Origin of the sequence: Pedobacter frigidisoli, assembly GCF_032678525.1 — a bacterium.
GTDB lineage: Bacteria > Bacteroidota > Bacteroidia > Sphingobacteriales > Sphingobacteriaceae > Pedobacter > Pedobacter frigidisoli_A.
The window spans coordinates 446248-470138 of the sequence record NZ_JAVTSE010000002.1; the positions used below are offsets into that span (position 1 = coordinate 446248).

The window sequence follows — 23891 nt, forward strand, 5'->3', positions numbered from 1 at the left end:
TGACGAAGTATTAAGTTTTTATTCCAATTCAAACTCCTGGTGATATTCAGGAATGGCAACATGTTTAAAACCTGCTTCCTTCAATCGCGCAGCAAAATTCTGTTGTACATCATATTCCCCATGAACCAGAAATACCTGTTTCACCTGCGCCGGATTCTGGCAAGATAGAAAATGTAACAAATCTTCATAATCACCGTGGGCACTCATTGATTTAATTGATTGTACTTCTGCCTTTACATCGTATTCATCCCTGAAAATCTCTACAACTTTTTTTCCGGCGATCAGTTGCCCCCCTAAAGAATTCGGTTCACAATATCCTACCATTAAAATCGTATTCTTATGATTACTGATATTATTTCTGATGTGATGTCTTACCCGGCCAGCCTCTGCCATTCCAGATGAGGAAATAATTACACATGGGCGCGGATCTTGATTCAGAGCCTTTGATTCCTCTACACTTTCAATAAAACGAAGTCCTTTAAAAGCGAAAATATCATGATCTACTTTAAGAACTTCTTTTACGCCGTTGTTATAAACTTCAGGATGGTTCTTTAAAATCTCCGTGGCTTTTGATGACAAAGGGCTATCAACATAATAGGAAACATCCGGCAATTTGCCTTTTAGTTCGAGCCCATTTAATGCATAAAGTAACTCCTGGGTACGCCCAACCGCAAATGCAGGTATAACTACTTTACCTTTCTTAATCTTACAAGTTTGATTAATCACATCCAGAAGCAGCTCCTCTATCGGATCCAGATCTTTATGCAGCGAATCTCCATAAGTAGACTCCAATATAATATAATCTGCCTGATCAAACTGTTGCGGACTTTTTAAAAGTAAATCTCCATATCGGCCAACATCTCCTGAAAATGTGATTCGTATCGACTGATTGTCTTCACGGATGGTTAAATGAACTGCTGCACTGCCTAAAATGTGTCCGGCATCAGTAAAGCGCAAGGTGATATATTGGTCGATTTCGAAGTCTTCTTCATACTCCACAATTTTCATTTGACTCAAGGTTTTATTTACGTCCTGATCGGTATAAAGCGCCTCTTCCATTTCCTCGCCTTCACGTATATGCCTGTTAGAAAATTCTGCATCCTGCATTTGAATCTTGGCTGAATCCATCATTAATATTCTCGCCAGATCCATTGTAGCAGAGGTACAGAAGATGGTTCCTGAAAAGCCATCAGCAACCAGCTTCGGCAATAAGCCACAATGATCAATGTGGGCATGAGAAAGCACTAAATAGGTGACTTTAGTGGCATCGAACCCGAAATAGTCGTTAAGTTTATCAGTGACCCTGCCCATTCCTTGAAACAGGCCGCAGTCTAATAATATTTGAGTATTGTTTTTTAAAGTGATGAGGTGTTTACTGCCGGTAACCGTACGCGCCGCACCATGGAAAGCAATTTTCATTTAAATGTGGTTAGAAATATGAGCATAAAAATGCCGGAAATATCCGGCATTTACAATTCTTATGCATGTACTTCTGCTATTTTATCTTTCACCTTATCTGCAACGTCCGAAGCTTTACTTGCCAAACCTGCTAATTTATCTTTTGATGAATCCAATAGGTCTGCAAAGAAATCAGAAACCTTTTCTTTTAGGTCGCTACTTGAATCTGAAGATAATGCCAATGCAATGGTTGCTCCTAAAGCTGCTCCGGCTAATACGCCAACGATAATTTTTGTTTCTTTTTTCATGGTCTTAGTGATTTAGTATGTAAACATATTTAAGATGCTCGTGTTTTAAATTTTATAACAAAAACCAATCCACTAAAAAAAATGTCCCGATTTTCATCGGGACATTTAAGTTTATCCTATCCTCTTCCGCCTCTTGAAGGTCTGCCTCCTTCTGAACTGCGGTTTTCATTACTTCTTTGCTGTTGTTGCTGAGCCCTTTGTTGTTCAGCTTGTTGGGCCCGTTGTTGCTGTTGTTGTTGCTGCTGAGCTCTTTGCTGCTCCATTTGCTGTGAGCGTTGTTGCTGCATCTGCTCATTGCGCTGAGCCCTTTGCTGTTCCATTTGCTGTGAGCGTTGTTGCTGCATCTGCTCGTTGCGTTGAGCTCTTTGCTGTTCCATTTGCTGCGAGCGTTGTTGCTGCATCTGCTCGTTGCGTTGAGCCCTTTGCTGTTCCATTTGCTGCGAACGTTGTTGCTGCATCTGCTCGTTGCGTTGAGCCCTTTGCTGTTCCATTTGCTGCGAACGTTGTTGCTGCATTTGCTCATTACGCTGAGCCCTTTGCTGTTCCATTTGCTGCGAACGTTGCTGCTGCATTTGCTCATTACGCTGTACCCTCTGCTGATCTGTTTGCTGTACACGCTGCTCATTTGGTCTTCTGTCAATACCCGACTGAGCATCCCTTTGATTAACACCATTTGAATTGCCACGATCTGCTCTGCCATTTGAATTACGGTCATACACATTACCTCTGTTACCATTGGCCTGGTTTTCTCTTCCCGGATTCACATCATTGCCACGATTAGGTTGAGCTGGTCTGTTATCATTTCTCGATCCAAAACGGTTATCATTACCATTTGCACCACGATCGTTGTTATTTCCATTTCGGGGATCGCGGTTAGCATAACCTTCATTTCTTCCACCTCTGCTAAATCCTGCATTACCTTGCTCAAATTTTCGTGGCGCTGCTTTCCTGTTATCTACCTGATTGCGTTCAGGCCTTGGTCTGTAGATTGAAACCTCTCTTCCACCAATCCTGCTTGCGCCCGGGCGGTTACCTTGTGCATATCTGTAAACGGTTACATCACGGTTGGTTGCACGTCTGATATCTTCAATCCTGGGTCCACCGTAGTAAGACCTCCTATTGTATACATACGTGTTATTGATGATCGTTGTATTTCGGATGTATATATTGTTCCGACCATAATCATATCTCGGAAAGGTGTTGATATATATACTGGCCTGAGGAATAAAATTCCAGCAGAATTCCGGCACTGAATAACGGCGGCCGAAGCTTAAATTAATGCTGATAGCGGGAGCCATCGGCGCCCATCCATAATATCCATCACCACTTCTCCAGTCAACCCATGCTGGTCCCCATGTAGTATCTGGCAGCCAGATCCACTGGCGGTAGCTGTTAATTACCCAACGACCGTAGTGAAATGGCGCCCACCCCCAGTCATAACTAGAAACCCATGTATTACCGTATTCAGTCATCGCCCAGCGTCCATTCGTATAATATGGCCTGAACTCACTCTGGTCTACATCCGGACGCCATACGTAGCCGTACTGCGGATCCTGAATCCAGGTTCCATAAGGAGAAAGTTCATCATAAAAGGTTTGTAAAGATACGTTGCCAGTGCTATATCCGTCATCCTGGTAATCGTCCTGATAGTCTTGTGCCCTGACTAAGGTAGTGGTTCCGGCAAGGAGCGCAAAAAGCCCCAGCACAATTGCCTTTAATTTCAGTGTTTTCATTTGTGTGTTTATTTAATAACCTATGTTGTGTGTATCAATTAGAGCACCAAAAAAATACAAAGTTTAATATGCTTGCATAGTTTTTTGCTTTTGTGCCAAATATTGCGCTCCAGGGCACATTTAACTCTTATTTAACGTTTTAAGCCTGGCTTGATTGTGCAAAAAAGGAGTCAACCAGAAATAAAATTTGCTACACCACTGTTTAGAAAAGAGATTATATTGCCACTGGAGAAAACTTTAAAACTTAAATTCTATTTATTGTGAGTATTTTTGCAACATGCAAAATGGCACCCTATACCTGATACCCGTACCACTCGCCGAAGAAGTGGCTCATAAAACATTTACCCCTTATTTGGTTGATACCATAAACCAGATCGACACTTATATTGTAGAGAACAGCAAGACTGCCCGTCGGTTTTTAAAAGAGGCCGGCTTAATTACCCCTCAAAAAGACCTGATAGTGCACGATTATGGAAAACATAACCGTACCGATTTAGGCCAGTTTTTTAATGAATTAGCTGCGGGTAAAGATGTGGGCTTAATGAGTGAGGCGGGATGTCCCGGTATAGCTGATCCGGGAGCAGATATTGTTGCCGAAGCACATAAACGTGGTATTAAAGTGGTGCCTCTTGTGGGGCCGAGTTCAATCCTGCTCGCATTAATGGCCTCTGGTTTTAACGGACAAAGTTTTGCATTTTGGGGTTACCTGCCAATCGACAAAGAGCAGCGAACCAAACGCATTAAAGATCTGGATCTTTCCGCGAGCCGTTATAAACAGACTCAGATCTTTATTGAAACTCCTTTTCGTAACAATCAGTTGTTTGAAGAAATTTTAAAAAGTTGTAAGCCAAATACTCAGATTTGCGTGGCCAGCAACTTAACGGCTGAAGATGAGTACATCAAAACACAGAGTGTTTATAACTGGCGTAAGGAAGAAATCGATCTCCACAAAAAGCCTACAATATTTTTGATGTACTAATTATACATCATTGGTTAACTGTAAACCATTACAGTTAACCAATTTCGCCCTTACCGGTACATGCCTTTACGCTCAATAAAGTTGATCACTTCATCAGGAAGAAAGAATTGTACATTTTTTTTATTCTTGATGGACGAACGGATAAAGGTTGAGGATATTTCCATTTGTGGCGTTTCTGTGAATGTAATGGCAGGATGATTTTCCCATTCACTAACGTCAGCCCCCGGACGCGGATAAACGTAAATCTGGTAGTTTTTTAAGAGCGCCTGATAATTTTTCCATTTCTTTAAAGAGACAAGATTATCAGCTCCCATAATTAATACAAATTCCCTACCTGGATATTTCTCATTCAAATAGATAAGCGTATCCACAGTATAGGAGGGTTGAGGTAACCCGAATTCAATATCTGAAACCTTGATGTTTTCTGCACTTGTTGTGGCCAGTCGGGCCATTTCCAAACGATCGTACATGTTGCTCAATCCCTTCTTATCTTTTAAAGGGTTATGAGGTGAAACCACGAGCCACACTTCGTCTAGCCCGGTGTAGTTAGCCATGTAATTGGCAATGATGAGATGCCCTGTGTGAATTGGGTTATAGGAGCCAAAGAAAAGACCAGTTTTCATTATCGGATTTCATTTTTTTAGATCTCTCCGTTATCAAACAGAAACTAACTATTTAAAAAATCGCCAACAAGCTGCTCTGCCTCTGCACATGCGGTGGTTAAATCAAAATTCTTCAAAATCACATCAAATTTATCGGCATAGGTTAACTCCTTTTCGGCTTTGATAAATCGTTCCTGTAATTTCTCCTGACTATCGGTTCCCCTTCCACTTAAGCGCTCTTTCAAAACTTCCAGTGAAGGTGGTTGAACGAAAATCGCTAATGCATCATCTTCGTACTTTCGCTTTAAACGGAGCCCGCCCTCCACATCAATATCAAAAATTACATGCTGTCCGTTATCCCAAATCCTATCTATCTCAGAGCGCAATGTTCCATAAAAGGTACCGTTATAAACCTCTTCAAATTCTACAAACTCCTGATGGGCAACTTTATGTAAAAACTCTTCCTTGCTGATAAAATAATAATCGTTTTCATGTGTTTCGTCTCCCCTTAGCTGACGCGTTGTAGCTGAAATGGAAAAGCTTAACTCAGGAAACTTTTTTAACAGATGATGCACTATGGTTGTTTTACCTGCTCCGGATGGCGCAGAAAATATGATTAATTTACCTTGTTTCATTTTTTATGCTGAACGCTAACAGACAAAGGCCAGGAAGCTTTCGCATTAGCCATTTGTCTTTTTGCTATAATACATTAAGTAACTGTTCCTTGATTTTTTCTAACTCCTCTTTCATTCCCACAACAAACTGCTGCATCTGTGCATCGTTTGCTTTTGCACCCATAGTATTAATTTCACGACCAATTTCCTGAGAAATAAAACCCATTTTTTTACCATTGGCTTCCTTACTTGCCAGTGTTTGCAAAAAATAATCGCAATGGCTTTTCAAGCGGGTTTTCTCTTCAGTGATGTCAATTTTATCAATGTAATAGATCAGCTCCTGTTCAAAACGATTCTGATCGATATTAACTTTACCAACAGCATCTTCGAGAAACTGAGAAAACTTCTCACGGATGTGAGCAATCCGTTTCGGTTCCAGTTCCTCAACTGATTTGAAATAGGAAAGAATATTTTTAATTCTAAGCTCCAGATCTGCCTTTAAAACTGCGCCTTCATCCTCTCTAAACTTATTGAAATTAGATAATGCATCAAGGAAAATCTGATAAAGGTGATTCCATTCATCTTCACTTACACTTTCTTCTTTGTAACTGATTACTTCAGGAAAAGTCAAAGCTGTTTGCAAAAGATTGCTGCTTTCTGCCCCCAATTGTGAATTTACTTCAACCAGTTGATTATAGTAATGGGTTAATAACGCAGTGTTAATGGTTGCACCAGTAAGTTCACCACTTGCTTTTTCTACGTTAATACTCAAACTAACCTTACCACGCTCGATATCTTTGCTGCAGATATTACGCAATGTTAATTCTTTATCAGAAAATGCTTTGGGATACTTTAAATTAAGCTCAAGAAATTTGCTGTTCAGCGACTTGATTTCGACACTATACTTTGCGTTTGCATAATCGGCTGTTGCTAAGCCATATCCTGTCATGGATTTTATCATGCGCAAAGATAGAAAAATAAGTTTACAGTTTTTTGATCCGGCTGCGGTTTACATCGCGAAGATGCATCATATCACTGAAATGAACTGGCAAAGCATTAACGTTATTTAACAAATTTAAAGGTTAACAAATGTTAATTTTGTTAAAAATACCTGATGGATATAAAAGCCTGTTTACCAGCATTTATCCTGATTTCACTCTTGATCTCGCTCACAAATACACATGCACAACAAATTGTGGCGAAAGGAGTCATTTCAGAAAAAGGAACCAATATCCGGATTGCCCTGGTTCTGGTAACAGATACTAACAATCATGTGAGCGTTGGCAGCAATGATTTAGGTTTGTTTCAGGTTAAAGCCAGGGTTGGTGATACTTTATGGTTTTATAAAAGAAATTTTGAAAATCAGTTTGCGGTTGTTAAAAATAATCAGGATATGATTATTAAACTGATTCGCGCAGACAAAATGCTCGAAGATGTAACAATCAGACCCGAAAACAAACAAGAAAACTTATTAGCTGTTAGACTAGAACACCGTAAGAAAACTTACTTTTACGGACATAAGAGAAATCCTTTATATTACTTACGTTCGCCAATTGCTGCAGTACTTGAATTATTCGGTGCTGAACGAAAAAATGCCAGGCGTTTTGATCATTACCTTGATAGGGAAGAACAGGAAATGGAAATAGACAGGTTTTTCAATTTAAGCATGGTTAAAAACAATACAGGCCTGAAAGGAAAAGCGCTGGAAAAGTTTATGCTCGATTACCGGCCAAAACACGAACAAATAAAAGAATGGAATACATACGATGCAGCAACTTACATTAAAAAATCTGCAGCTTTTTACTTAGATACTTTGACCCACTGATAAATGATAAAATTTCTTAAATATACTTTTCTGCTACAGATACTCTGCTTGTTTTGTTATGTAGTTAAAGCACAGGATTTCATTGTTAAGGGGGTGGTGATCGAAAAGGGTTCAAACATCCGGATTGCCCTCGCCGAAATTACCAACCAACGTACCGGTTTAGGGGTAGGAAGTAATGACATCGGTATGTTTCAGTTAAAAGCCAAAGTCGGTGACACACTATATGTAAGTAAAAGAAACTTAATCGACCAGCAAATTGTAGTGAAAGGGGATGAGGATCTTTTGATTTATCTGGTAAGGGGAAGTACTACTCTTGATGAGGTGACCATTGTTGGTAATAACAAAAAACAGGACCTGACAGATTTAAAACGAGATTTTAAAAACAAAGGTGTCTATAACGGAGGTAAAACGACATTTCTATCAGCTGTGTTTAGTCCCTTAAATGCGCTATATAACCTGGTCGGAAAAGATCCTAAAAATGCACGCAGGTTTAGCAGATATGCAGACAATGAGCTAAAACAAACGCAGATTGATCAATACTTTAATGGTACGATCATCCAGAACAACACTAATCTGAGGGGGAAGGAACTGGAAACATATATGTTAAACTGCAGACCTGAATACGATAAAGCGCAGTACTGGAACAGCTATGACTATTTAAAATACATCAAGGAGTCTTCTAAGAAGTTTACTGACACGCTTGGTAAAGGAAAATAAGGTAATTCGATAAATTTGAAGGAACAATCTGATCGGTATTGATTAACAGTTAAAGCAGCAAACTAAATACTTAATGTTTCACAGGCTTTCTCGGCAGCGAGCTTTTCGGCATTCTTCTTATTATAGTCCCTGCCGGTTCCCTGTTTTTCGCCGTCCACAATGGCGCTTATGGTAAATAACTTTGCGCTCTCCCCTTCGCCGTTTTGCACCAGTTCAAACATCACATCTTTTCCATGGCGCTGGCACCATTCAATCAGTTTACTTTTGAAATTGGTTTCAGTAAGTTCAAGGGTGTGAATATCGATGTGAGGCTTAACTATTCTTCTGAGCAGAAAATCTTTGGTAAAGTTGTAGCCTTTATCCATATAAATTGCACCTACGATAGCTTCGAATGCATCACCCAGCATAGAATTATGCTTCGTTTGCACACTTACCGAGCGTTGATCAAATTGAATTAATTTATCGAAGCCAATCTTCTTAGCCAGCTGATTCAAATTTGCACGATTAACGATTTTGGATCGCATCTCTGTTAAGAAACCTTCTTCCTTATATGGATAATGCTTAAAGAGAAGCTCTGCGATAACCGAACCTAATACAGCATCTCCAAGAAATTCTAAACGCTCATTACTGCTTCTGCTGCCATTTTTAAGAACTTTGGCAACAGAACGATGCCTGAAGGCCATCTTATAAAGCGTAACATTTCCTGGTATAAAGCCTAAAATGTTTCTCAGCTTTTTTACAAATTCTTTCTCTGGAGAAAGATACAGTTTATATAATTTAAATATCGGCATTAAATAAATAACACAATTAACGGCTAATCAGCATATTTAACTAAGTTATCTATTTTTAATTAGCATACAAAATTATATAGCAAAGCAGTAAAATTAATCTTCGTATTTCTTGAAAATCACTGAGGCATTATGACCACCAAAACCAAAAGTATTACTTAAAGCAGCCCTTACTTCACGTTTTTGAGCTTTATTAAAAGTAAAATTCAGTTTTGGATCAAAGGCAGGATCATCTGTAAAATGGTTAATTGTTGGAGGAACAATATCATTCTGAACAGAAAGAATCGCCGCAATCGCTTCAATTGCACCAGCAGCACCTAGTAAGTGGCCAGTCATTGATTTTGTAGAACTGATGTTTAAGCGATAGGCATCTTCTCCGAAAAGATCAGCAATAGCTTTGGTTTCACTAATATCGCCGAGTGGCGTAGAGGTACCATGAACATTGATGTAATCAATATCGGCAGTAGTTAAACCTGCATCTCTTAAGGCGTTGGTCATTACCATTCTTGCACCTAAACCTTCAGGGTGCGGAGCAGTGATGTGATTGGCATCAGCACTCATACCACCTCCAACAAGTTCGGCATAAATCTTTGCACCCCTTGCTTTTGCGTGTTCAAGTTCTTCTAAAATAATGGTTCCGGCACCTTCACCAGCCACAAAGCCGTCGCGGTCTTTATCAAAAGGACGTGATGCGGTTTGAGGATCGTCGTTGCGGGTAGATAAGGCATGCATGGCGTTAAAACCACCCATTCCTGCTTCGTTAATGATGGCTTCCGATCCACCGCTAATGATCACATCGGCCATACCCAAACGGATATAGTTGAATGCATCGATCATTGCATTTGTTGATGAAGCACAGGCAGAAACAGTTGCAAAGTTTGGCCCGCGAAGGCCGTATTTGATAGAGATATGCCCTGGAGCGATATCTATGATCATTTTTGGAATAAAAAATGGATTATATCTGGGCGTACCATCTCCTTTAGCAAAATTTGAAATCTCGTCTAAAAAAGTTTTTAATCCACCTATACCTGCTCCCCAGATAACACCGATCCTGTTGGTATCCAGTTTCTCAAAGTCGAAACCACCATCCTTCACGGCCTCATCTGTAGCAACTAAGGCATATTGTACAAACGGATCTAGCTTGCGGGCTTCTTTTTTCTCCAGAAAATCTTCCGGATTAAAATTTTTAACCTCGCATGCGAATTTTGTCTTGAACTTTTCAGTATCAAAACCTTTAATAGGAGCAGCGCCACTCACCCCGTTAGTCAATCCTTCCCAAAAATCAGGGACATTATTGCCTATAGGAGTGAGCGCACCCAACCCTGTTACTACTACTCTTTTTAATTCCATTTATACTGAAAAAGCGTAATTCTATTTAACGTTTTTTTCCAAATAAGCGATTGCTTGACCAACTGTACCGATGGTTTCAGCCTGATCGTCAGGAATAGCTACATTGAATTCTTTTTCAAATTCCATGATCAACTCTACAGTATCCAAAGAATCTGCACCTAAATCGTTGGTGAATGAAGCCTCTGGTGTAACTTCACTTTCGTCAACACCTAGTTTTTCTACGATAATAGCCTTAACTCTTGAAGCAATATCAGACATAATTTTATAATTTAATGGTTAAATAATTCTGTGCAAAGAAAAATAAATTCTTACAATTTTCAAATGTTTTTATTTCGACACCTTAATTTGGCTCTCAAATAACAAGCGAATATAGAATTAGTTTTTTAATTTCGTTCTGTAAATAATTTATTTCGCCTTGAATAGAACATACTTAAAGCTAACTTTAGATCTTGATTTTATATTAATTGCAATCACTGCACCTCTCAAAGACTATGTTCTCTGCCACAAAATTAATACGCGGCTAAATACTCAATTCGAAAAAATCGACGATCATGAGATCTATTTCAATATAGATGAACCCGCATGGGCTTTCTCCAAATATTATTTTTTTGTGGAGCAGGGTGAGGTGGAATATTACCTCATCAGCAACAGAAGCAGTGATGGTTTACTCATTCCGGAGATGGCTAATGTGGATTTCTTCATTATAATTAAAGAATTTATAGACAAAGAAGATTTGAATTATTTGCTAAACGGACTAAATAAACTGCCTGATATTCAAGTAGCTGCAAAAATTGATCCAACCAAGTTAAGAAGCAAAGAGAATTTGGTAATATAAAAATTATATACTTCGTGTAGTAAATACACTATATTTGAGGGTTATAATCAACGAACAAAAAAACAAAATATATAAATTTTAATGCAGTTTAATTATTTTAGAGAATAATTAGCGACTCAAACTGCATTGCTAAAAATCGATTAATTAAATGAAACCTTTTCATTCCAGAACCAAAATTGTAGCCACCCTTGGGCCTGCATCCGCAAAACCTGATGTTTTATATAGCATGTTTAATGCGGGATTAGATGTTTGCCGTCTAAATTTCTCACACGGATCACAGGCAGATCACCAGGCAGTTTTAGATACCATCAAAGATCTAAACCAGAAATATGATTATAATGTAGGTATTCTTGCCGATTTGCAGGGACCAAAAATCCGAATTGGCTTAGTAAAAGAAGGTGGTATTAACCTGATCAACGGTAAAACAACCATCATCACTACCAACGAATGTATTGGCAATGAAGAGCGCATTTACATTACCTACCAGAACTTTCCTCAGGATGTACAGGCAGGGGAAATCATCTTATTGGATGATGGAAAACTTCAAATGAAAGTTTTATCTACAAACTTAAAAGATGAAGTAGTTTGCGAAATTGTTCATGGTGGTATCTTAACGTCAAGAAAAGGTGTTAACCTTCCAAATACCAAGGTTTCTATTCCATCGCTAACGCCAGAGGATAGAGAGAACCTGGAATTTGTGCTTCAAAATGATGTAGAATGGATCGGTTTATCTTTCGTTCGTAAGGCAGAAGACATCATCGAACTTAAAAAAATCATCGCAGAACGTGGTAAAACTGCACGCGTAATTGCAAAAATTGAAAAACCGGAAGCCATTGCCAACATCGATGAAATTATCGCTGTAACAGATGGTATCATGGTTGCACGTGGAGATCTGGGTGTTGAATGTCCGATGGAAGAAGTTCCATTGTTACAAAAAATGATCGTTGCTAAGTGTAGAGCAGCTTCTAAACCGGTAATTGTGGCTACACAAATGCTGGAAAGTATGATCACCACGCCACGCCCAACACGTGCAGAGGTAAACGATGTAGCAAACTCTGTATTAGATGGTGCAGATGCAGTAATGTTAAGTGGCGAAACTTCGGTAGGAGAATTTCCATTGATCGTTATCGAAACCATGCAGAAAATTATCCAGAACATTGAAGAGAATAACTACCCTTTCAATCCTGATAAATTCCTGAAACCAAAATCTCCATCATTCTTAAGTGATGCCATTTGTGATTCAGCCTGTTTCCTTGCTAAACAAACAAATGCAGTTGGTATTGTATCAATGACTTTAAGCGGTTATACTGCTTTCGAAATTTCGAGCCACAGGCCAGAAGCTTTAACTTTTATCTTTACCAGCAACAGGGCACTATTAAATGCCGTAAGTTTACTTTGGGGTGTTAGAGGTTTCTATTATGATAAGTGGGAAAGTACCGACAATACCATTATCGAGGTTAACGAATTCTTAAAAAGCAAAAAGCTGGTTAAACAGGGCGATATTGTAATTAATACCGCTGCAATTCCAATGGAAGCTAAAGGAAAAACCAACATGTTAAAAATTACGGTTATCGATTAATTCGCAGCCGGAATCAAATACCAGTAAAAGGTGCTCATAGTTATGGGCACCTTTTCTTTTTGACCGACAATACAACTGAAATTGCACCAGGTTAAGATGGAGTTTCATCGCAATGTTTCCGTAAAAGTCCGAACAAACTCCGTACAATCTCCGTTGGAGCTCCGTTTTAAGAGAGAACAGATCCAGATCACTTTCCACAGATTTTCGGTACTTTTCCTACAGAAACCCTGATGTTAGATCAGCCGGATTAAAAAAACCCGTAGAGAATTTCCCGATCTATGGTGTAGATATGAACAAAAAATATATTTTTGCAAACCCAAACACTGGAGAGGTGTCAGAGTGGTCGATCGAGCACGCTTGGAAAGCGTGTGTACTGCAAGGTACCGCGGGTTCGAATCCCGCCCTCTCCGCGTAATAAAAGGGTCGATAGTTTAAAAACTAACGACCCTTTTTTTGTATCATGATTAATACTCACCTATTTGTAAAACAGTGTTATTTTTACCTTTAAGATTAACTAACGAATGATGAACAAATATTGGCTCACCGCAATAGCTTGTACTTTAGCTATTGGCGTCAATGCCCAGCAAAAAACCTTGACCGCAAAAGACTATGAATATGCCGAAGGTTTTATGGGTTATAATACTTCAAAGTACATAGATAACCCTGGCGTATCGCCGAACTGGCTTGAAAATGATAAGTTCTGGTATGTAACCAGAAACCAGAATGGTGTCCAGACCTATTTGGTTGATCCGGCAGCGAAAACGAAGGTACTAACTACAGAATATAAAAGTGTTTCTGCGCCGCCACGCCGTAGAAGCCGCAACGAAGAATTATCTCCTGACGGTAAGAAAGCCGTTTTTATTAAAGATTACAACTTGTTTTTAAAAGATGTTGCTACTGGAAAAACAACACAGTTAACAACAGATGGTGTAAAGGATTACGGCTATGCAACGGATAATGCCGGATGGAAACATAGCGATGCGCCAATTGTACGCTGGTCTCCCGACTCGAAAAAGATTACCACTTTTCAGCAAGACCAACGCAACTCGAAAGATATGTACCTGGTTACCACAAATGTGGGTGCACCAAAGCTGGAAGCCTGGAAATATCCATTGCCGGGCGATAAAGAAATTGCAACGATTAGAAGGGTAATCATTGAGGTAGATCAGCCAAAGGTAATCTCACTTAATATCCCGCCTGATCAGCATCGTGCAACTTTAAGTGATGACATCTCCAGCAGTGGTACCTTTGACGATATCGACTGGAAGGCAGACGGATCGGAGGTGGCATTTGTTTCTACCTCACGCGACCATAAAAATGAAAAGTTCCGCATTGCAAACGCTACAACCGGAGCTGTACGTGAAGTTTTTGAGGAAACGGTAAAGACTCAGTATGAATCAGGACAAGGAGCAATCAACTGGAGATACCTTCCTTCTTCAAAAGAAATTATCTGGTATTCGGAACGGGATAACTGGGGACACCTTTATCTGTATGATGCCGCAACAGGGAAAGTTAAAAATCAGATTACTAAAGGCGATTGGGTGGTAAGTCAGTTAATCAAGGTAGATGAAAAAACACGCACTATTTATTTTATGGCCAATGGGAGGGAGAAGGGAAATCCTTATTTCAGCCATTTTTATAAAGTAGGTTTTGACGGCAAAAACCTTACGCTTTTAAACCCCGAAGAAGGAAACCATAGCATTAGCCTTTCACCTTCGGAAAAATATTTTATCGATACTTATTCACAGCCCAATATCCCTCAGGTGACTGTATTACGAAGCCTCGATGGAAAACTTGTTTCTACTCTTGAAAAAACAGACATTTCCAGGCTAACTGCAACAGGATGGAAAGCCCCTGCACCGGTATCGGTAAAAGCCGGCGACGGAAAGACAGATATTTATGGATTGGTTTTTACGCCAACTAAAATCGAAGCAGGTAAAAAATATCCGGTTATCGATTACATTTATCCGGGCCCACAAGGTGGAAGTGTTGGCAGCTGGTCGTTCTCAGCCGCAAGAGGAGATCACCAGGCTTTAGCTGAATTAGGATTTATTGTAGTGGTAATTGAAGGAACAAGTAACCCTGATCGTTCGAAAAGCTTTCACGATATGAGTTATGGCAACATGGCTGTTAACACACTGCCCGATCAGATTGCGGCAATTAAACAGCTATCGGCAAAGTACCCGATAGATACAACCAAAGTTGGCATCTGGGGTCACTCGGGCGGGGGATTTGCGACCGCGACAGCAATGTTCCGTTACCCTGATTTCTTCAAGGTTGGAATTTCCGAGTCTGGAAACCACGACAATAGAAACTACGAGGACGATTGGGGCGAACGCTACAATGGCCTGTTAGAAAATGCTGACTATGATGCACAGGCTAATCAAAATTACGCGAAGAATTTGAAAGGCAAATTGATGCTGGTGCATGGTTTGATGGACGACAATGTTCCTCCATATAATACGCTATTGGTAGTTGAAGCCCTCGAAAAAGCAAATAAATCTTTTGACCTGGTTATTTTCCCCAACAGTGCACACGGCTATGGCAGCTATTCTCCATATATGATGCGCAGAAGGTGGGATTATTTTGTGCAGCATTTGCTGGGTGCCGAACCACCAAAGGATTATCAGATGAAAGGCTCAAGATAAGTTTGAAGGATAGCTCGAAAGGCTATCCTTTTTTTTTGCATCGTCTATGTTAGTGAGATTGAAACAAAGCTTAACTTTAAGAGTTAATGTTTAAAACTTATTTCATGGGAAAAACAAGAAAGCCGAATCACGTCATCATCACCGGAACTACAGGAATGGTTGGAGAAGGGGTTTTAATCGAGTGCCTGAAAAGTTCTGAGGTAGATTCAATACTGGTAATTAACCGCAAACCCTGCGGTTACGCAGATCCTAAACTTAAAGAAATTATACATACTGATTTCTTCGACTTTTCATCTATTGAAAGCCAGCTAAGCGGTTACAATGCATGCTTTTTTTGCCTAGGAATTACCTCTGTAGGTGCTGCTGACGATGTTTATTATAAAATGACTTATACACTTACCTTACATGTTGCAGAAACATTGAGCAGGTTAAATCCGGATATGACGTTCTGTTATGTTTCGGGAAGCGGCACTAATGCAAATGGCCGCTTAAACTGGCAGAAAGTAAAAGGGAAAACTGAAAATGATTTAATGAAGCTTCCTTTTGAGCAAGTATTTAATTTCAGGCCCGGTTTTATTAAACCCATTAAGGAGCAGAAGTATGCGCACAAATTTTATAAATATATTAACTGGATGTTTCCAATTGGCAGGGCAATTTCGGCAAACGGATTTTGTACGATGCAGGAACTGGGCAACGCCATGATCAATGTGTTAAGCCATAACAACGAAAGAAAAGTTGTTGAAGGTAAGGAGATTATACAATTGGCAGGAGAGTAGAAAAAAAAGAGGTAAGATGGACGGTTTTAAATCATCCATCCTACATCATCTATTACTTTTTGTTATCGTATTTACGTTGGTTGTCTTTATTCGAAGTCTGATCTGACCGCTGACCGCCGCCGTTGGTTATCCCTTGAACTTTTTTATCAACCTTAACATCGTGATTGGCTCTGTCTGCAATTGAACTTCCCTGAACCGTAGGGTTGTTTTTTGGTGTGCTTACGTTTTTCATAACATGATCGTTTTAAGTTTTCAATAACGAGCGCTATTATATTAACCAATCTGTTTAAGATAAGTTTGAATTATTTCTGTAAGCTAGAAATTCAGACCACTTAACTTTTCAGCCAATACTTCAGAAATTTTACGGTAAGAATCAAAGGTCCACCCTCCCACATGTGGCGTTAAAATGACTTTCTCATTCTTTTTTAACTCATCATACCAGTCAGCTTCCTGCAGTGCAGGAAATTTCTCAGTTTGTAAAACATCCAAACCTGCACCTAAAATTTTACCAGAGGCCAAAGCACCGAGTACCGCCGTTGTGTTCACAATTTCTCCTCGTGCAGTGTTGATAAAGAAAATTGGCTTTTTAAAGTGGAAGAAGTATTCCTCATCTACCATTTGCCTGGTTTCAGTAGTCAAAGGAATATGCAAACTGAGCACGTCGCAATGTTTTACAATTTCCTCCATACTCACCTCGCGCGCAAAGGCATCAGAAAAGCCTGTTTTATATTTATCGTAAGCCATCACGTCGACTTCAAAGCCGGCAAGTTTTTTGGCGAAACTCTGTCCCATGAAGCCATAGCCAATAATACCAACCTTTTTTCCCTTCAGCTCATATCCACGGTTTCCCTCGCGATCCCATATTCCATTTCGAATTTCCATATCCGCCTTGCGGAAGTTATTCATCAGTGATAGAAGTAAGCCTGTTGCATGCTCTCCAACCGCATCACAATTACCTTCAGGTGCATTAATGAGTTCAATATTTCTTTCGAAAGCAATCTGATCGTCAATATTATCCAGTCCTGCTCCGGCACGGGCAACAAATTTAAGCTGCGTAGCAGCAGCAAAAACTTCTGCATCGATTCTGAACTTTGTTCTTACAGCAATGCCTGTATAATCTTTTATTTTAGCTAAGGTTTGCTGACGGGTAATCTGAGGTTCATCATCAACATGGTATCCCATAGCAATAGCCTGTTCCTTAAAATAAGGATGTAAGTCATCAACAATTAATATTTTTTTCATGCTAAAGCAAAAGTAACATTATAGCTGTTTTTAAACTCTTTAATGCTAAAAATGTTTTTTTGCTGATATTAATCCGTTGACCTGGAATGGTGCCTAAATAAACATGACAAGGGATTTTCAAATATGAAAACCTTGTTTAAACTCACGAAAATATTACCATAAAATAGCTGTAATAAAATAGTTACGGGCATTTATTTAAACTAACTCTCCGTTACTTTGTCTCCCTTTATAACAAAACACACACATATATTTTATTTAATGAGACTTTTACAATCGCGTACGATACCCTTTATTCTTCTTTTTATAAGTTTATCGCTAAGTCTTTTCGCCCAAAATGGTGGGAAAGCAAAAATTACCGGCGTATTAAAAGACGCCAAAACACAAGAAACTATTCCATTTGCCACAGCAGTTTTAATCAATAAGTCTACAGGTAAAAATGCCAAAGTTTCACAAACAGATGTAAACGGAGCATTTACCATGGCCGATCTGCCTGCCGGTACATTTACCTTCAAAATTAGTTACGTAGGTTACCAAACCATGGTTAGGGATAACGTAAATATTACGGCATCAACGGGTACATTAAATTTTGGCGACATTAAGATGAACTCGGCAAAGGGCAATATCCTGAGTGAAGTTACCGTAACCGGCCAAAAGTCGGGTATGCAAATGGGAATTGATAAAAAAATCTTTTCTGTAGATCAGAGTGTAATCAGCGAAGGTGGATCGGCGGGGGATCTACTTCAGAACGTTCCTTCAGTTTCAACTGATATGGACGGTAATGTGAGTTTACGTGGTTCTACAGGTGTGAAAGTATTAATAGATGGAAAACCTTCTTTAATTGCCGGCGGAAACGTTGCGCAAATCCTGCAGTCAATCCCGGCAAGCTCAATCGAAAGCGTAGAGGTAATCACCAATCCATCGGCAAAATATGATGCAGAAGGACAATCGGGTATCATTAATATCGTTCTGAAAAAGAATACTAAGCTGGGTCTTAACGGTTCAGTTGCATTAACGGCTGGTAACCGTGATAACTATAACGCCAATACCAACCTAAGCTTCCAGAACAGCAAAATCAATTTGTATGGAAACTATGGTTACCGTTATGGAAACCGCGTAGGTGGTGGATATCAGGATATTTTTTATAAAAGTGATAGTCTTCCTGCAAAATATTTATATCAAAATACAGTTTCCAATTCCCTGGACAAAGGACATAATGCCAAAGCTGGTATTGACTACTACCTGGCGCCAAAGAGTGTATTAAGTTTTTCCGGTGGTTTTAATTCAAGAGAAAATGAAAGAAATGATCAGCTTGACATCAGACAACTAGGTAAAACAAGGGCACCTGTTGAATTAAGTAACCGCAAAAATACTACGGAAGGGTATGGTAGTAGTTACGACCTGAATCTGGATTATGTGCAAAAGTTCAGCAAGCCAAAAGAGGAACTAACTTTTAATTTTGGCTATTCGCACGGGACAAATAACAGCGATCAGTTCTATAGCACCACCACGACAAATCGGAATGGTGTAGAAATGAATGAAAATTTATCCCTGCAACGGGTGTATAATACGGGCGATAATACCAACTATAACATTCAAACAGATTATAGTCTGCCAGTGGGTAAGGCCGGAAAAGTCGAGGCAGGATATAGAAGTCAGATTCGTTTGGGTAACAACAACCAATTCGCAGATGCACTCTTAACCAATACTGGTGTGGTAGTAAGAAATAATTCCCTGATCAATGATTTTGACAGTAAAGATCAGGTGCATGCCCTTTATTTGAACTACCAGAATCAGATTAAAGATTTTGGTTATCAATTGGGATTACGTGCTGAAGATGCAAGGCTGGATACCCACCTGGAAGGTTACACCAATAACGTGTTAACAGGAAGTGATGGAAATATCCATTACAAAAGACTTTATCCCAGCGTATTCTTAACCCAAAAGTTAAAGGGTGATAATCAGCTGCAATTGAGCTATACACGACGCGTTAACCGTCCGCGTCCATGGGATACAAATCCATTTCTGGATGTTTCTGAACCCTATAACTACCGGGGAGGTAATCCGAACTTATTACCTGAGGACGTGCACTCTTTTGAGTTAGGCTATAGCAAGTACTGGAAGAAAGTAACGCTGACTTCAAGTTTATACTATCGCCGGACTAACGATGTGATCCAAAGGGTAAGAACTACAGCGATTAGTGGAATCACTACTTCGACTCCCCAAAACTTATCAAACCAGATTAATTCAGGTTTGGAGTTAATTGGGCGTTTCGATCTGATTAAGGCTTTGAACTTTACGACTAACGTAAACCTTTATCAGGCTAAATTTGCAGGAGACAGCAGATTTAACATTGCTTCAAGTAGTGGATTCAGCTGGAACGCAAACTTAACCGGTAATCTGACAGTGGTTAAAAATGTTTCATTACAGGTAAGAGGTGACTACCGTGCGCCTGAAGTGATGGCACAAGGAAAACGTAATGCGATGTATGGGATAGATGGTGGAGCCAAATACGACTTCCCGAATAAAAAAGCTTCCCTAAGTTTCAATGTGAGAGACGTATTCAATACCCGCAGGTGGAGTATGACAACTGAAGACAATTTTACCATTGTTGATTTCCAACGCCAGATGCAGGGAACAATGGGTAGTCTGACGTTCTCTTATCGCTTCGGAAAGACAACCTTTACCGCTGCCAAAAAGAAAAAAGACGATCAGCAGGACAACAGGCCTGATGAAGGTTCATTCTAATTAAAATTAAAGGCGTTTAAAATGTTTTAAACGCCTTTTTCAATTCACTACCTTGCAGCATGGAAGATAGTAACCCCTGGAAAACTTTAGCAAGTGAAGTTAAATATGATAACAACTGGATTCGGCTAACGGAACACCAGGTACTCAACCCTTCGGGTGGAAAAGGAATCTATGGCGAGGTACATTTTAAAAATCTTGCGATAGGGATACTGCCTTTGGACGAGAATTATAATACCTGGCTGGTTGGCCAATACCGTTACCCTTTAAAAGCTTACAGTTGGGAGATCCCTGAAGGAGGAGGGCCGTTTCATGAGGAGCCAATGGAAAGTGCAAAACGCGAGCTTCTCGAAGAAACAGGGATAAGTGCCGAAAACTGGAGAGAGATTCAGCGCATGCATTTATCCAATTCGGTAAGTGATGAGTTGTCCATCATCTACGTGGCTACCGGCCTAACCCAGGGAATCGCCATGCCCGAGGAAACTGAACAGCTAACCATAAAAAAGATTAGTTTTAACGAGGCTTATCAAATGGTACTGAGCGGGCAGATTACCGATTCTATGAGTGTTGCTGCGATTCTAAAAGCTAAAATCATGATTTTAAATGGAGAGATATGATATTGGCAAAAAAGAATAGTTGCTATCTTTGCGGTTAAGTTAATTTTTATGAGCAAATTTTTTGGCTATATTCTAAGCCCCATATTCTATTTTTTCTTCGGATTAAGCTTATGTATCTTTCATCCCATTCAATGGATTTGCCATAAGGCTTTCGGTTACAAAGCTCATAAAGTATCGGTAGATCTCCTGAATTTTTGCCTCACCTATTGTCAGTTTTTTCTTTTTAACTCCATTAGCTTTAAAAACAAATATGATCTCCCTACCAACAGGCCGATCATCTTCGCCGCAAACCACCAGAGTATGTACGATATCCCGTCGTTAATATGGTTTCTGAGAAAGCACAGTGCTAAGTTCATCTCAAAGATAGAACTGGCTAAAGGGATTCCTTCAATTTCGATTAACCTGCGTTTAGGTGGAGGCGCTAATATTGACAGAAAAGACAATAAACAGGCTATTTCTGAAATAATAAAACTCGGCCGCAGAATGAAAGAAAATAACTGGAGTACAGTTATTTTTCCTGAAGGTACGAGAGCAAAAGACGGACAGGTAAAAACATTTCAGTTTGGGGGCATAGCAACCATATTAAAGGTTGTTCCAAACGCATTGGTAGTGCCCATCGCCATTGAAAATTCATGGAAGATTGTGAGATTCGGAATGTTTCCGCTTACTACCGGCAATGCCTTAAAATGGACCGTTCTACAGCCCATTGAGCCTGAAGGTAAAACGGCTAATGAGATTACCCTCGAGGTTGAATCAGAAATCAGAAAGGTTTTGGGCCAAGTATAATATTGATCTTACTCACCCAGGTCTTAGTCCCAAATCTAGATATTTTTATTACCAATCACTTTAAAAAATTCATCGCGGTAGGTATCGCCAACCGGGATGATTTTATCGCAAATGGTAATGCGGCTACGTTCAATACTTTCTATTTTATCTACAGCTACAATATAAGATTTGTGCACCCGGATAAACTGACTGCTGGGCAGGGCCTCCTCCATTTTCTTCATACTCTGAAGGGTAATTACCCGTTCTTCTTTGGTAAAAATAGAAATGTAATCTTTCAACCCTTCTATATACAGAATATCATGTAGGTAGATTTTTTGAATTTTGTGCTCCGTTTTAACGAAAATATAATCCTGAACTGGATTGGGTGAACCCGAGAAAGGAGCTGGCGTTACAATTGGCTGCGCTACGCTTGCGGGAGTATCGGCAGGTTTAGCCTGTTTATGTACTTTTTCTACAGCCTTGTAAAACCGGTCGAAAGCGATGGGTTTTAATAAATAATCGGACACATTAAGATCGTAACTTTCCAATGCGTATTGCGGGTAGGCTGTTGTTAAAATGTAGTGTGTTTTATTTCCGGCAATTTTAAGAAACTGAATACCCGTCAGCTCCGGCATTTGAATATCCAGAAAAACCAGGTCAATCCCACCTGCCTGAACAATCTGAAGCGCTTCAATGGGGTTCTCACATCTTTTTACTAAAGTAAGGAAGGGTACTTTTGATATATAGTCTTCCAGGATGTCGAGCGCTAAAGGCTCATCGTCAACAACAATACAGTTTAGGTTCATTTTAGGTTAATTGTTAATATCGGTTGTTTTTAACGCTGTAAATATCTGCAGCATTAAATGTCAATCATGAGTTCACAGGTATAATGAGTAGCCGAATTTACAACATTTAATTTATATCTGTCGGGATAAATCAGCTGTAATCTGCGTTCAACGTTTGTTAAGCCAACACCACCTTGTGCATCCTTGTTCTGCTGGTTCTTTTTATTGATGACACTGAAATGCAAAATCTTTTGGTTGGCAATGATATTGATCTTCACCGGGTTTTCAGGATCCGTTACCACCCCATGTTTAAAAGCATTTTCTACAAATGAAATGAGCATCAGGGGAACAATCTTCTGATCATCTATCTCTCCGTTAAGCGTAAGCTCAATAAATGCTCCATCTTTAAACCGGATTTTTTGAAGTTCAATATAGTTGGTTAGATAATCTACTTCTTTACTCAGTGATACGGTAGGCGTATTGCTCTCATAAATCATGTAACGCATAATCTCAGAAAGTTTCATGATCGCATCAGCTGTTTTATCCGATTTTTGATAGGCCAACGAATAAATGTTATTCAGCGAATTGAACAAAAAATGTGGGTTAAGCTGTGATTTTAGAAACTGCAGCTCCATTTCGCGGCGTTCACTTTCGAGGTTGCGTTGAATACGTTCGCGGGAGAACCAATCGACAGTGAACTTGATAATACAACTGCTGACCATAAAAAATCCAGCCAAAAATGCTTTCCCAAAGAAATACTGATTCACTGTATAGGCAACTTTTTCATCCCTAATGATCATCATATCTTTCGGATTCAGGACAGCGATTACAGTTTTAAGAAACGCAACAATTATGATAGCAAAGAAAAATGCAACAAGATACAACCAATACTTTTTCCTTTTCTTGATCAGTAGTGGTATAAGAAAAATGTAGTTAATATAAAAAATAGAAACATTTAGAATTCCGAAAAGGCCAAATGAAATCAACTCTCTTTTAAGGGTAATTTCAGAACCAGTGGTAAGGACAATTGTAATAGCAGCTGCGACTACAACACTCCAAAAAATACTATGTAAAATTAATGCTCCTTTTTCTTCTTTCATTTTAATATTCAACTTCAGCTTATCGCTTCCTTGCCTCCAAAGTAAATAAACTTTCCCTTTTTAAAAGCAAACAATCTACCAACGGGCATTTTTTTTCTACCAACCGTCCAAATGGCAAATTTTATCGACCAACGCCAAAAAAGCCTGTTGATCTAGAATCTTGAACACTTGGTATAATACATTTTAGCAGGTAGTTTTCATTCTGTTCCTTTGAATCATCAAAACGATAACAACCATGAAAACAGCGACAGTAAACCATACCTTAAGTACAGTGATGATTGCTGAAGATCGTTTAACCGCCTCAACAATAGAAAAAAAGATTATGAAAAAGTTAGCCAACACATCGCCATTTTTACTTTTATTAGTTCCAGTATTTATGATGATTATATTAACGCTTACTGTTAATACGAATCAAAATGATGAAATAGTAGTTAAGCCAGCTAAAACTTCTACAGCAATCGTAAAACAAGCCACTGCTCTTTTTTAAT

24 protein-coding genes and 1 tRNA gene are annotated in these 23891 nt (G+C 39.4%); 12 read left to right on the forward strand and 13 right to left on the reverse strand.

Going from position 1 to position 23891, the window contains the following annotated elements; translation table 11 throughout:
- Positions 1-18: 18 nt before the first annotated feature.
- The 3 genes from R2Q80_RS06905 to R2Q80_RS06915 form a co-directional block, all read right to left on the reverse strand.
- Positions 19-1419: an MBL fold metallo-hydrolase gene (locus R2Q80_RS06905; RefSeq protein WP_316798896.1), complete on the reverse strand. Its 1401-nt coding sequence runs from the start codon at positions 1417-1419 to the stop codon at positions 19-21.
- A 59-nt stretch (positions 1420-1478) separates the two neighbouring features.
- Positions 1479-1706, reverse strand: coding sequence for a YtxH domain-containing protein (locus tag R2Q80_RS06910; protein ID WP_316798897.1), 228 nt, complete (start codon positions 1704-1706; stop codon positions 1479-1481).
- A gap of 116 nt (positions 1707-1822) precedes the next feature.
- The gene (locus R2Q80_RS06915) at positions 1823-3439 is read right to left on the reverse strand and encodes a DUF6600 domain-containing protein (protein WP_316798898.1); all 1617 of its coding nucleotides are present in this window, start codon (positions 3437-3439) and stop codon (positions 1823-1825) included.
- A 277-nt stretch (positions 3440-3716) separates the two neighbouring features.
- Between R2Q80_RS06915 and R2Q80_RS06920 the strand changes: the two genes are divergently transcribed.
- Positions 3717-4418, forward strand: a complete 702-nt coding sequence (locus R2Q80_RS06920) for an SAM-dependent methyltransferase (protein ID WP_316798899.1) — start codon at positions 3717-3719, stop codon at positions 4416-4418.
- A 50-nt stretch (positions 4419-4468) separates the two neighbouring features.
- Here the strand turns inward: R2Q80_RS06920 and nadD are convergent, their stop codons facing one another.
- The 3 genes from nadD to R2Q80_RS06935 form a co-directional block, all read right to left on the reverse strand.
- On the reverse strand, positions 4469-5041 hold the full coding sequence (nadD, locus tag R2Q80_RS06925) for a nicotinate (nicotinamide) nucleotide adenylyltransferase (protein ID WP_316798900.1): 573 nt from the start codon (positions 5039-5041) through the stop codon (positions 4469-4471).
- Positions 5042-5085: 44 nt separating this feature from the next.
- Positions 5086-5655, reverse strand: a complete 570-nt coding sequence (gene gmk, locus R2Q80_RS06930) for a guanylate kinase (protein ID WP_316798901.1) — start codon at positions 5653-5655, stop codon at positions 5086-5088.
- A gap of 64 nt (positions 5656-5719) precedes the next feature.
- On the reverse strand, positions 5720-6583 hold the full coding sequence (locus tag R2Q80_RS06935) for a YicC/YloC family endoribonuclease (protein WP_316799284.1): 864 nt from the start codon (positions 6581-6583) through the stop codon (positions 5720-5722).
- A gap of 165 nt (positions 6584-6748) precedes the next feature.
- On the opposite strand from R2Q80_RS06935, the gene R2Q80_RS06940 reads away from it, so the two are divergent.
- Both R2Q80_RS06940 and R2Q80_RS06945 read left to right on the forward strand, forming a co-directional pair.
- Entirely contained in the window at positions 6749-7459 is a 711-nt protein-coding gene (locus R2Q80_RS06940; protein WP_316798902.1) for a hypothetical protein, read from the forward strand.
- 3 nt (positions 7460-7462) lie between these two features.
- Positions 7463-8176: a hypothetical protein gene (locus R2Q80_RS06945; protein ID WP_316798903.1), complete on the forward strand. Its 714-nt coding sequence runs from the start codon at positions 7463-7465 to the stop codon at positions 8174-8176.
- 62 nt (positions 8177-8238) lie between these two features.
- Here the strand turns inward: R2Q80_RS06945 and rnc are convergent, their stop codons facing one another.
- The 3 genes from rnc to R2Q80_RS06960 form a co-directional block, all read right to left on the reverse strand.
- Positions 8239-8967, reverse strand: coding sequence for a ribonuclease III (gene rnc, locus R2Q80_RS06950; protein ID WP_316798904.1), 729 nt, complete (start codon positions 8965-8967; stop codon positions 8239-8241).
- Between the two features lie 93 nt (positions 8968-9060).
- On the reverse strand, positions 9061-10314 hold the full coding sequence (fabF, locus tag R2Q80_RS06955) for a beta-ketoacyl-ACP synthase II (protein ID WP_316798905.1): 1254 nt from the start codon (positions 10312-10314) through the stop codon (positions 9061-9063).
- Positions 10315-10335: 21 nt separating this feature from the next.
- Positions 10336-10572, reverse strand: a complete 237-nt coding sequence (locus R2Q80_RS06960) for an acyl carrier protein (RefSeq protein WP_008508386.1) — start codon at positions 10570-10572, stop codon at positions 10336-10338.
- A 157-nt stretch (positions 10573-10729) separates the two neighbouring features.
- On the opposite strand from R2Q80_RS06960, the gene R2Q80_RS06965 reads away from it, so the two are divergent.
- From R2Q80_RS06965 to R2Q80_RS06985, 5 genes are all read left to right on the forward strand, one after another.
- Positions 10730-11149, forward strand: coding sequence for an IPExxxVDY family protein (locus tag R2Q80_RS06965; RefSeq protein ID WP_316798906.1), 420 nt, complete (start codon positions 10730-10732; stop codon positions 11147-11149).
- A gap of 148 nt (positions 11150-11297) precedes the next feature.
- Positions 11298-12728: a pyruvate kinase gene (gene pyk / locus R2Q80_RS06970; RefSeq protein ID WP_316798907.1), complete on the forward strand. Its 1431-nt coding sequence runs from the start codon at positions 11298-11300 to the stop codon at positions 12726-12728.
- Positions 12729-13053: 325 nt separating this feature from the next.
- Positions 13054-13138 (forward strand) — tRNA-Ser (locus R2Q80_RS06975).
- A gap of 111 nt (positions 13139-13249) precedes the next feature.
- A complete protein-coding gene (locus tag R2Q80_RS06980) occupies positions 13250-15376 on the forward strand; it encodes a S9 family peptidase (protein ID WP_316798908.1) in 2127 nt (708 codons plus the stop codon).
- A gap of 104 nt (positions 15377-15480) precedes the next feature.
- A complete protein-coding gene (locus R2Q80_RS06985) occupies positions 15481-16152 on the forward strand; it encodes an NAD-dependent epimerase/dehydratase family protein (RefSeq protein ID WP_316798909.1) in 672 nt (223 codons plus the stop codon).
- Positions 16153-16204: 52 nt separating this feature from the next.
- Here R2Q80_RS06985 and R2Q80_RS06990 read toward each other — a convergent pair whose 3' ends face one another.
- Together R2Q80_RS06990 and R2Q80_RS06995 are read right to left on the reverse strand one after the other, a co-directional pair.
- Positions 16205-16384: a hypothetical protein gene (locus R2Q80_RS06990; RefSeq protein WP_047799987.1), complete on the reverse strand. Its 180-nt coding sequence runs from the start codon at positions 16382-16384 to the stop codon at positions 16205-16207.
- 83 nt (positions 16385-16467) lie between these two features.
- Complete coding sequence (locus R2Q80_RS06995) at positions 16468-17394, reverse strand: NAD(P)-dependent oxidoreductase (protein ID WP_316798910.1); 927 nt, start codon at positions 17392-17394, stop codon at positions 16468-16470.
- A gap of 258 nt (positions 17395-17652) precedes the next feature.
- On the opposite strand from R2Q80_RS06995, the gene R2Q80_RS07000 reads away from it, so the two are divergent.
- From R2Q80_RS07000 to R2Q80_RS07010, 3 genes are read left to right on the forward strand one after another with little or no spacing between them, the layout of a single operon-like run.
- A complete protein-coding gene (locus R2Q80_RS07000; RefSeq protein WP_316798911.1) occupies positions 17653-20139 on the forward strand; it encodes a TonB-dependent receptor domain-containing protein in 2487 nt (828 codons plus the stop codon).
- Between the two features lie 59 nt (positions 20140-20198).
- Positions 20199-20753 carry an NUDIX hydrolase gene (locus tag R2Q80_RS07005; RefSeq protein ID WP_316798912.1) on the forward strand — a complete coding sequence of 185 codons (555 nt, stop codon included), beginning with the start codon at positions 20199-20201 and terminating at the stop codon, positions 20751-20753.
- Positions 20754-20801: 48 nt separating this feature from the next.
- Positions 20802-21539 carry a lysophospholipid acyltransferase family protein gene (locus R2Q80_RS07010; protein ID WP_316798913.1) on the forward strand — a complete coding sequence of 246 codons (738 nt, stop codon included), beginning with the start codon at positions 20802-20804 and terminating at the stop codon, positions 21537-21539.
- A 35-nt stretch (positions 21540-21574) separates the two neighbouring features.
- On the opposite strand, the gene R2Q80_RS07015 is transcribed toward R2Q80_RS07010, so the two are convergent.
- Positions 21575-22324, reverse strand: a complete 750-nt coding sequence (locus R2Q80_RS07015; RefSeq protein ID WP_316798914.1) for a LytTR family DNA-binding domain-containing protein — start codon at positions 22322-22324, stop codon at positions 21575-21577.
- Between the two features lie 53 nt (positions 22325-22377).
- Positions 22378-23403, reverse strand: coding sequence for a sensor histidine kinase (locus R2Q80_RS07020; protein WP_316798915.1), 1026 nt, complete (start codon positions 23401-23403; stop codon positions 22378-22380).
- Positions 23404-23638: 235 nt separating this feature from the next.
- On the opposite strand from R2Q80_RS07020, the gene R2Q80_RS07025 reads away from it, so the two are divergent.
- Positions 23639-23890: a hypothetical protein gene (locus R2Q80_RS07025; protein ID WP_316798916.1), complete on the forward strand. Its 252-nt coding sequence runs from the start codon at positions 23639-23641 to the stop codon at positions 23888-23890.
- Position 23891: the final 1 nt, after the last annotated feature.

What these genes read in the sequence shown, in the direction of transcription:
- R2Q80_RS06905 (WP_316798896.1), bottom strand. Translation starts at nt 1,419, where the DNA reads ATGAAAATTGCTTTCCATGGTGCGGCGCGTACGGTTACCGGCAGTAAA.
- R2Q80_RS06910 (WP_316798897.1), bottom strand. Translation starts at nt 1,706, where the DNA reads ATGAAAAAAGAAACAAAAATTATCGTTGGCGTATTAGCCGGAGCAGCT.
- R2Q80_RS06915 (WP_316798898.1), bottom strand. Translation starts at nt 3,439, where the DNA reads ATGAAAACACTGAAATTAAAGGCAATTGTGCTGGGGCTTTTTGCGCTC.
- R2Q80_RS06920 (WP_316798899.1), top strand. Translation starts at nt 3,717, where the DNA reads ATGCAAAATGGCACCCTATACCTGATACCCGTACCACTCGCCGAAGAA.
- nadD (WP_316798900.1), bottom strand. Translation starts at nt 5,041, where the DNA reads ATGAAAACTGGTCTTTTCTTTGGCTCCTATAACCCAATTCACACAGGG.
- gmk (WP_316798901.1), bottom strand. Translation starts at nt 5,655, where the DNA reads ATGAAACAAGGTAAATTAATCATATTTTCTGCGCCATCCGGAGCAGGT.
- R2Q80_RS06935 (WP_316799284.1), bottom strand. Translation starts at nt 6,583, where the DNA reads ATGACAGGATATGGCTTAGCAACAGCCGATTATGCAAACGCAAAGTAT.
- R2Q80_RS06940 (WP_316798902.1), top strand. Translation starts at nt 6,749, where the DNA reads ATGGATATAAAAGCCTGTTTACCAGCATTTATCCTGATTTCACTCTTG.
- R2Q80_RS06945 (WP_316798903.1), top strand. Translation starts at nt 7,463, where the DNA reads ATGATAAAATTTCTTAAATATACTTTTCTGCTACAGATACTCTGCTTG.
- rnc (WP_316798904.1), bottom strand. Translation starts at nt 8,967, where the DNA reads ATGCCGATATTTAAATTATATAAACTGTATCTTTCTCCAGAGAAAGAA.
- fabF (WP_316798905.1), bottom strand. Translation starts at nt 10,314, where the DNA reads ATGGAATTAAAAAGAGTAGTAGTAACAGGGTTGGGTGCGCTCACTCCT.
- R2Q80_RS06960 (WP_008508386.1), bottom strand. Translation starts at nt 10,572, where the DNA reads ATGTCTGATATTGCTTCAAGAGTTAAGGCTATTATCGTAGAAAAACTA.
- pyk (WP_316798907.1), top strand. Translation starts at nt 11,298, where the DNA reads ATGAAACCTTTTCATTCCAGAACCAAAATTGTAGCCACCCTTGGGCCT.
- R2Q80_RS06980 (WP_316798908.1), top strand. Translation starts at nt 13,250, where the DNA reads ATGATGAACAAATATTGGCTCACCGCAATAGCTTGTACTTTAGCTATT.
- R2Q80_RS06985 (WP_316798909.1), top strand. Translation starts at nt 15,481, where the DNA reads ATGGGAAAAACAAGAAAGCCGAATCACGTCATCATCACCGGAACTACA.
- R2Q80_RS06990 (WP_047799987.1), bottom strand. Translation starts at nt 16,384, where the DNA reads ATGAAAAACGTAAGCACACCAAAAAACAACCCTACGGTTCAGGGAAGT.
- R2Q80_RS06995 (WP_316798910.1), bottom strand. Translation starts at nt 17,394, where the DNA reads ATGAAAAAAATATTAATTGTTGATGACTTACATCCTTATTTTAAGGAA.
- R2Q80_RS07000 (WP_316798911.1), top strand. Translation starts at nt 17,653, where the DNA reads ATGAGACTTTTACAATCGCGTACGATACCCTTTATTCTTCTTTTTATA.
- R2Q80_RS07005 (WP_316798912.1), top strand. Translation starts at nt 20,199, where the DNA reads ATGGAAGATAGTAACCCCTGGAAAACTTTAGCAAGTGAAGTTAAATAT.
- R2Q80_RS07010 (WP_316798913.1), top strand. Translation starts at nt 20,802, where the DNA reads ATGAGCAAATTTTTTGGCTATATTCTAAGCCCCATATTCTATTTTTTC.
- R2Q80_RS07015 (WP_316798914.1), bottom strand. Translation starts at nt 22,324, where the DNA reads ATGAACCTAAACTGTATTGTTGTTGACGATGAGCCTTTAGCGCTCGAC.
- R2Q80_RS07020 (WP_316798915.1), bottom strand. Translation starts at nt 23,403, where the DNA reads ATGAAAGAAGAAAAAGGAGCATTAATTTTACATAGTATTTTTTGGAGT.
- R2Q80_RS07025 (WP_316798916.1), top strand. Translation starts at nt 23,639, where the DNA reads ATGAAAACAGCGACAGTAAACCATACCTTAAGTACAGTGATGATTGCT.